The 7,795-nt window shown below is 74.2% G+C and carries 5 protein-coding genes; 1 reads left to right on the top strand and 4 read right to left on the bottom strand.

What is annotated here, in order from left to right; genetic code table 11:
* Nucleotides 1-97: 97 nt before the first annotated feature.
* Together WDV06_RS35315 and WDV06_RS35310 are read right to left on the bottom strand one after the other, a co-directional pair.
* The gene (locus WDV06_RS35315; RefSeq protein WP_395513905.1) at nucleotides 98-1,615 is read right to left on the bottom strand and encodes a protein kinase domain-containing protein; all 1,518 of its coding nucleotides are present in this window, start codon (nucleotides 1,613-1,615) and stop codon (nucleotides 98-100) included.
* On the bottom strand, nucleotides 1,612-2,250 hold the full coding sequence (locus WDV06_RS35310) for a hypothetical protein (RefSeq protein ID WP_395513904.1): 639 nt from the start codon (nucleotides 2,248-2,250) through the stop codon (nucleotides 1,612-1,614). Before WDV06_RS35310 ends, WDV06_RS35315 begins: the two co-directional genes overlap by 4 nt.
* Nucleotides 2,251-2,585: 335 nt before the next feature.
* Between WDV06_RS35310 and WDV06_RS35305 the strand changes: the two genes are divergently transcribed.
* On the top strand, nucleotides 2,586-3,281 hold the full coding sequence (locus tag WDV06_RS35305; protein WP_395513903.1) for a hypothetical protein: 696 nt from the start codon (nucleotides 2,586-2,588) through the stop codon (nucleotides 3,279-3,281).
* Between the two features lie 22 nt (nucleotides 3,282-3,303).
* Here the strand turns inward: WDV06_RS35305 and WDV06_RS35300 are convergent, their stop codons facing one another.
* Together WDV06_RS35300 and mfd are read right to left on the bottom strand one after the other, a co-directional pair.
* Nucleotides 3,304-3,864, bottom strand: coding sequence for a GNAT family N-acetyltransferase (locus WDV06_RS35300; protein ID WP_395513906.1), 561 nt, complete (start codon nucleotides 3,862-3,864; stop codon nucleotides 3,304-3,306).
* A gap of 73 nt (nucleotides 3,865-3,937) precedes the next feature.
* Nucleotides 3,938-7,471 carry a transcription-repair coupling factor gene (gene mfd / locus WDV06_RS35295; RefSeq protein WP_395513902.1) on the bottom strand — a complete coding sequence of 1,178 codons (3,534 nt, stop codon included), beginning with the start codon at nucleotides 7,469-7,471 and terminating at the stop codon, nucleotides 3,938-3,940.
* Nucleotides 7,472-7,795: the final 324 nt, after the last annotated feature.

Here is a 7,795-nt window from a genome sequence, read left to right as displayed (position 1 = left end):
CGGGCGGTGCGTCCGGCCGGGCGGTGCGTCCGGCCGGGCGGTGCGTCCGGCCGGGCGGTGCGTCCGGCCGGGCGGTGCGTCCGGCCGGGCGGTGGTGTCAGCGCACCTGGCCCAGCCACTGGAGGGTCCGGCGGATCTCCACCGGGAGGGGGTGCGCCGGGCCGTGCACCCGGTCCGCGTCGTACAGGAGCCGGACCAGGGTGTCGTGGGCGGCGGGGCGGTCGCCGAGGGAGAGCAGCAGGTGCGCTATCCGGCGGCGGACCTCCAGCGGCAGCCCCGGGTCCGGGTTGGCGTAGTGGTTCTCGAACAGCGGCAGCAGCGAGCGGTACTCGGCGAGCGCCGCGGCCGGTTCGCCGAGCTGCTCCAGGCACTGCGCGGCGTCGTAGCGGAAGCGCAGCGCCTGCGGGTCGCCGGCGGGGAACTCGTCGGCGAGGCGCCGCAGTTCGGGCAGGGCGCGGCGGTACTGGCCGTCGTCCATCAGCGTGGCGGCGTACTGCTTGCGCAGGCTGCGCACCACCGGGGAGCGCTCGCCGTGTTCGGCGGCGGCCGCCGGGAGGATGCCGCCGAGGATGTCCACGGCCTGGGTGAGCCGCCCCTGGTCGAGGAGCTTGCGGGCCTCGTCCACCGCGCCGGGGATGTCGGGGCGGGGCGGGGCCGGCGCGGTGGCGGGCATCGGCGGGACGACGGCGGCCGGCCGGTCCGGCCAGGGGGCCTGCGGGCGAAGGAAGGGCCGGGTCGGGTCGAGCGGGCCGGCCACGGGACGGCTGCCGGGGGCCGGCAGCAGCGGCGCGAGGGCCTCGTAGACCTCCTGCGCCGAACCGGGCCGGTCCTGCGGGTCCTTGGCGAGGAGGCGCAGGAGCACCGCCTCCAGCTCCTGCGGGATCTCCGGGCGCCGCGCGCGGACGGGCGCCGGGGGCTCGTAGAGGTGGCGGTGCAGGACGCCGAGGGCGGTGGAACCGGCGAAGGGGACGTTGCCGCTGAGGAGTTCGTACAGCAGCACGCCAAGTGCGTACAGGTCGGTGTACGGGCCCACCGCGCCGCCCATGGCCTGTTCGGGGGCCATGTAGGCCGGGCTGCCGATGGGGGAGCCGGTGCTGGTGAGGCGGGTGGTGTCGGTGTCCATCACGGAGGCCACACCGAGGTCCAGGACGAGGACGGTGCCGTCCGGGCGGATCATCACGTTGCGGGGCTTGAGGTCCCGGTGGACGATCGGCACCGCGTGCACGGCGGACAGCACCGCACACAGCTGGGCCGCCACCGCGACCGCCCACGGCCAGGGGTAGGGGTCGTGCCCGGCGAGGTGGTCGGCGAGGTCGGAACCCTCGACGTAGCCCATGACGAGGTACAGCTCGTCACCGTCGCTGCCCGCGTCGTGCACCGTGACCAGGCCGGGGTGGTCGACCTGGGCCGTGACCCGGCATTCGCGCACGAAGCGCAGGCGCAGCTCCTCGGCGACGGTGCCGGGGCCGGCCACCTTGTCGGGGCGCAGGAGCTTGACGGCGACGCGGCGGTCCAGGCGGCGGTCGTAGGCGGTCCACACCTGCCCCATGCCGCCCTGGCCGAGGAGGGTGGCGAGCTGATAGCGCTCGCCGATGAGCCGTTCGCCGACGGTCACTGCTGCGGGTCCTGGATCGCCGTGCTGTTGGGGTCCTGGTAGGGGCCGCCGGGCTGCGGGGGCCCGGGCGGAGTGTGCGGGGTCTGCTTGCGCAGGAGCTCGCTGAGCTCGTCGAGTTCGGCGCGGACCTGTCCGATGCGCGGGGGCTGGACGGGAGCCGGGTTCTGCTGCGGCGGGACCGGCGGGTAGCCGTAGGAGGGGCGGGTCTGCTGCGCGGGCTGGACGTACGGGGGCTGCTGCGCCGGGTACCAGGGGGCGGCCCCGGCAGCCTGGGGCAGGGCGGCCCGCGCCTCGTGGTGCCTGATGTCGGCGACGAGGTAGTACAGGCACACGGCGAAGCCGGTGAAGATCGAGCCACCGGCGCCGAGGTTGCCCTGCCAGCCGTTGGTCTCGGCCGTCGGGTCGAGCTCGATGAAGGTGATCCAGACGACGGAGAGCACCCCGCCGAGGACGAGCAGCACCCAGTCGCGGCTCCTGCGGGTGAGCAGGGCGATCCGCAGCAGGGAGCCCCAGGCGAAGAATCCGCAGCTGAGGAGGGGCAGCGCCGTGAACAGCACGCGCAGCGTCATCGCCGCCCCGGACAGGGGCCGGTGGCCGTGGGGGCCTTGCTGCGGCGGGATGCCGGGGCCGTGCATCGCTGCTCCTGACGGGCCGTGCGGAAAGGGTGACGGCTGGAAGCGTATACAGCGTTTCCGGCCGTCCGTGAGGGTATGCGCGCAACCGTTGCAGGGTCGCAGCACGGGCGGCCCGGAGGCGGTCGGGCGTCAGCCCGGGGTGCCGGTGCCGTCCGACAGCCCGTCGTACAGGCCCTGGAGGCGCTGCTCCCCCAGGCGTCCCGCCGGCGGGAAGGAGCCGTACCCCTTCCCCCCTCCCCCTCCCCTCCCGCACACCTCCACCGCCCCCCTGGCCGCTGCGGCTACCCTCTGATCTCTTGATCGATCCCAGGGGGGGACCCGTCATGCGTACCCGCATGCCCAGAACCACGACCACGGCCGCGCTCGGCTGCGCGGTCCTGCTGACCGCCGCGGCCACCGCCTGCGGCCCCGGCCCCGCCGACGCCGCCCCGCAGCCCTCGGCCTCCGCTCCGGCCCAGGCCCCGCTCACGGGCGACCCGGCCGCCGTCCTGCGCGCCGCGTACGAGGAGACGGAGCGGGCGGACTCCAAGACGGCGCTCATCACCCGCCGGATCGGCGCACGCGAGATCACGGCGAAACTGACCTTCGAGAACGACAGCAGCTGCTACGGGGAGGTCAAGGTCAACCACCACGGGACCGGGGAGATCCTGGTGAACGACTCCAAGGTCTCCCTGAGGGGCGACACCGACTTCCTCCAGGACCAGTTCAGGGACCTGCCCGCCAAGTCCCCCGACACGGAGGACGGGTGGATCGACCTGAAGCCGGGCGACCCCTCGGTCGCCCACCTCCTCACCCTGTGCAAGGACGGCTCCCCCGCCCGCACCTTCCCGGCGGACCGCACCGGACTCCACCGCGGCCGGGACACCTACCTGAACGCCCGACCGGTCGCCGTGTTCCTGTCGAAGGCCCCCGACGGCACGGACATCACCGACCACGTCCACCTGGACGGCAAGCCGTACCTCCTCGCCCACTGGGAGGCCGGCCCGAACCCGACGAGCGTCGAATACAAGAACCTGACCCGCGCCGGCTGACCGCGCAGGACCCGCCCGGGCCCTACCGCCCCCACCGGACGTGGAGGTGGCCGGGCTCCGGGTGGGCCGGCGGGGAGGGCGGCAGCGGGGCGTGGAGGGCGTAGCCGGACTTCCGCGCCACGCGGCAGGAGGCCTCGTTGCCCCTCCGGTGCAGGAGGTGCAGGCGTTCCAGGCCCGAGCCGGCGAAGGTGTCGAACGCCCAGGCGGTGAGGGCTTCCAGGGCGCGGGGAGCCACGCCGCGCCCTCGGGCGTGGGCGGTGGTCCAGTAGCCGACCTCGGACGACGGGGCGTCCGGCCGGGGTCGCTTGAGGACCGCGTTGCCCACCAGCCGCCGCGACGCGGGGGCGTCCTCCTCCAGTACCGCGAAGGCGTAGCGCACCCCCGAGGCCCAGCCCTGCCGCTGCGCCTCCAGCCACCGCAGGCCCTCGGCCGCGTCGTCGGCGCGCTGGTGGATCCACTGCCGCATGGCGGGGTCCCGGCAGGCCTCCACCAGTTCCGGGACGTCCTCCTCCCGCCAGGGGCGCAGGAGCAGGGCGGGCAGGCCCGCCGGCGAGGCGGCGCGGAGCGTCGGGCCGGGAACGATCACCCGGTGATGGTAGGGACGGCCCCGCGGGACCGCGCGCCCGGGGGCGCGGCGGGACCCGCGGCCGCGTCGGTCACGAGCCGAGGACCGTGGTCAGGAACTCGCCCGTCCAGGCCAGGAGTTCCCGGCCGACCAGCGGCTTGCCGCCCACCCGGGCCGTCTTCGGGCGTGGCACCAGGACCTGCGAGGTGGCCGGCTTGAGGACCGTTCCCGGGTAGAGGCGCTTGAGGCGCAGCTCCTGGGACTCGCGCAGCTCCACCGGGCCGAAGCGGATGTTGGGGCCCTGGAGGGTGATGTCACCGACCCCGCAGGCCCGGGCCAGCATCCGCAGGCCCGCCACCAGCAGCAGGTTCTCCACCGGCTCCGGCAGCTTGCCGTAGCGGTCGGTGAGTTCCTCCCGCACCGCCTTGATGTCGGCCTCCGAGGCGGCCGAGGCGATGGCCCGGTAGGCCTGGAGGCGCAGCCGCTCGCCGGGCGCGTAGTCGTGCGGGACGTGCGCGTCGACCGGCAGCTCGATCTTCACCTCCAGCGGCGGCTCCTCCTGCTCCCCGCCCTCGACGGCGGCCCGGTAGTCGGCGACGGCCTCGCCGACCATGCGGATGTACAGGTCGAAGCCGACGCCCGCGATGTGGCCGGACTGCTCGCCGCCGAGCAGGTTGCCCGCGCCGCGGATCTCCAGGTCCTTCATCGCCACGTACATGCCGGCGCCCATCTCGGTGTGCTGGGCGATGGTCGCCAGGCGCTCGTGCGCCGTCTCCGTCAGCGGCTTCTCCGGCGGGTAGAGGAAGTACGCGTACCCGCGCTCGCGGCCGCGCCCGACACGGCCGCGCAGCTGGTGCAGCTGGGAGAGGCCGAAGTTGTCGCCGCGCTCCACGATCAGGGTGTTGGCGTTGGAGATGTCGATGCCGGACTCGACGATCGTCGTGGAGACGAGCACGTCGAACTTCTTCTCCCAGAAGTCGACCACGACCTGTTCCAGGGCCTGTTCGGACATCTGGCCGTGCGCCGTCGCGATCCGCGCCTCGGGGACGATCTCGCGCAGCTTCGCGGCCGCCCGGTCGATGGACTCGACCCGGTTGTGGATGTAGAAGCACTGGCCCTCGCGCAGCAGCTCGCGCCGGATGGCCGCGCCGATCTGCTTCTCCTCGTACGGGCCGACGAAGGTGAGCACCGGGTGGCGCTCCTCCGGCGGGGTGGTGATCGTCGACATCTCGCGGATGCCGGTCACCGCCATCTCCAGGGTGCGCGGGATCGGGGTCGCGGACATGGTCAGGACGTCGACGTTGGCGCGGAGCTTCTTCAGCTGCTCCTTGTGCTCGACGCCGAACCGCTGCTCCTCGTCGACGATGACCAGGCCCAGGTCCTTGAACGTCGTCTCCTGCGAGAACAGGCGGTGGGTGCCGATGACCACGTCGACCGAGCCCTCCTTGAGGCCCTCCAGGGTGGCCTTGGACTCGGTGTCGGACTGGAAGCGCGAGAGGGCCTTCACGTTGACGGGGAACTGGCTGTAGCGCTCGGAGAAGGTCCCGAAGTGCTGCTGGACCAGGAGCGTCGTCGGGACGAGGACCGCGACCTGCTTGCCGTCCTGCACCGCCTTGAACGCGGCCCGCACCGCGATCTCGGTCTTGCCGTAGCCGACGTCGCCGCAGATCAGGCGGTCCATGGGGACGGACTTCTCCATGTCCTCCTTGACCTCGGCGATGGTGGTGAGCTGGTCGGGGGTCTCCGCGTACGGGAAGGCGTCCTCCAGCTCGCGCTGCCAGGGGGTGTCCGGGCCGAAGGTGTGGCCGGGGGCCGCCATGCGCGCGCTGTACAGCTTGATCAGGTCGGCGGCGATCTCCTTGACGGCCTTCTTCGCCCGCGCCTTGGTCTTGGTCCAGTCGGCGCCCCCGAGCCGGTGCAGGGTCGGGGCCTCGCCGCCGACGTACTTGGTGACCTGCTCCAGCTGGTCGGTGGGGATGTACAGCCGGTCGCCGGGCTGGCCGCGCTTGGCGGGCGCGTATTCGACGAGGAGGTATTCGCGGGTGGCGCCCTGCACGGTGCGCTGCACCATCTCGATGTAGCGGCCCACGCCGTGCTGCTCGTGCACGATGTAGTCGCCGACCTCCAGGGTGAGGGGGTCGATGGACTTGCGGCGGCGGGTGGGCATCCGCCCGAGGTCCTTGGTGGCGGTGCGCTGGCCGGTCAGGTCGGTCTCGGTGAGGACGGCCAGCTTCAGCGCCGGGTCGACGAAGCCGGTGTCGATCGAGCCGCAGGAGACGTGCACGATCGACGGCTCCAGGGCCCCGAGGTCCGCCTCCAGCCGGGCGGCGATGCCCTCGCCGCCGAGGACCTCGACGGTACGGGCGGCCGGGCCGTGGCCCTCGGTGAGGTAGACGGTGTGCCAGCCGTCGGCGATCCAGCCCTTGGTGTCGGCGAGGGCGCGGGCGGTGTCGCCGCGGTAGGCCTCGGGGGCGTGCATGCCCAGCTTGAGGGTGTCGGAGCCGAGGGCCGGGTCGTCGGCGGCGAAGGGGGAGACCGACCACCACATCATGCCGAGTTCGCGGGCGTGCTCGCGGACGTCGGCGATGCCGCGCAGCGAGGCGGCGCCGACGTCGATGGGGGCCTGGCCGCCACCCGCGGTGGCCGCCCAGGAGGCCATCAGGAACTCCTGCGAGGTCGCCACCAGGTCGGCGGCCCGGGTGCGGACCCGCTCCGGGTCGCAGACCACGGCCATGGAGCCGGCCGGCAGGACGTCGAGGAGCAGCTCCATGTCGTCGACGAGGACCGGCGCGAGGGACTCCATGCCCTCGACGGCGATCCCCTCGGCGATCTTGTTGAGCAGTTCGCCCAGCTCGGGGTGGGCCTCGGCGAGGGCCGCCGCGCGCTCGCGCACCTGGTCGGTCAGGAGCAGCTCGCGGCAGGGCGGCGCCCACAGGCCGTGTTCGGCGATCTCCAGGGAGCGCTGGTCGGCGACCTTGAAGTAGCGGATCTCCTCGACCTCGTCGCCCCAGAACTCCACGCGCAGCGGGTGCTCCTCGGTGGGCGGGAACACGTCGAGGATGCCGCCGCGCACGGCGAACTCCCCGCGCTTCTCCACCAGCTCGACGCGCGCGTACGCGGCCGCCGCCAGCGCCTCGGTGACCGCGCCGAGGTCGGTGCTCTCGCCCTGGCGCAGGCTCACCGGGACCAGGTCGCCGAGCCCCTTGACCTGCGGCTGGAGCACGGAGCGGATCGGGGCGACGACCACCGAGACGGGTCCGGCGGCCGGGTCGTCCGCGCTGGGGTGGGCGAGGCGGCGCAGGACGGCGATGCGGCGGCCGACGGTGTCGCTGCGCGGGCTGAGGCGCTCGTGCGGCAGGGTCTCCCAGGACGGGTAGTCCACCACCCCGTCGGGCGGCAGCAGCGACCGCAGCGCGGCGGCGAGGTCCTCCGCCTCCCGGCCGGTGGCGGTCACGGCGAGGACGGTCCGCCCGGTGCGGCGGGCCAGCGCGGCGATCGCGAAGGGGCGGGCGGCGGGCGGGCCGACCAGGTCCACGTGCATGCGGTTGCCGTCCCCGGCCGCGGTGACCGCCTCGGCCAGGGCGGGGTCCCGGGTGACGGCGTCGAGCAGTCCGGTGAGGCTCATGAAGGCGGCTTTCCATCCGGTGGAGGGGCGGGCGGGGCAACGCGAAGCACCCGACACGTGAACGGGCCGGGGGTTCCCACCCTATGCCGCGGGGGTGCCGGCCGCGCGCGGGATTCGGGGCGCGTACGGGGCACCGGAGCCGCCCCGGGAGGAGCGGGGTCGGAATCTGCGCTTCCGCACCGGAATGGCAATCTGTCCGGATGCCCATATCCGCGCGCCGACCCGACGGCACGACCGCGCCCCGCCCGGAACCGGCCGCACCGGCCGCCGCACCCCCGGCGGAGCCGGCCGCACCCGCCGCCGGGGAGCGGCCCGCCCGGCGGG

This window comes from Streptomyces racemochromogenes (genome assembly GCF_044129415.1).
Lineage (GTDB): Bacteria > Actinomycetota > Actinomycetes > Streptomycetales > Streptomycetaceae > Streptomyces > Streptomyces racemochromogenes_A.
Note: the sequence above shows the minus strand (reverse complement) of the source record. Positions and strands in the feature narration are given on the sequence as shown.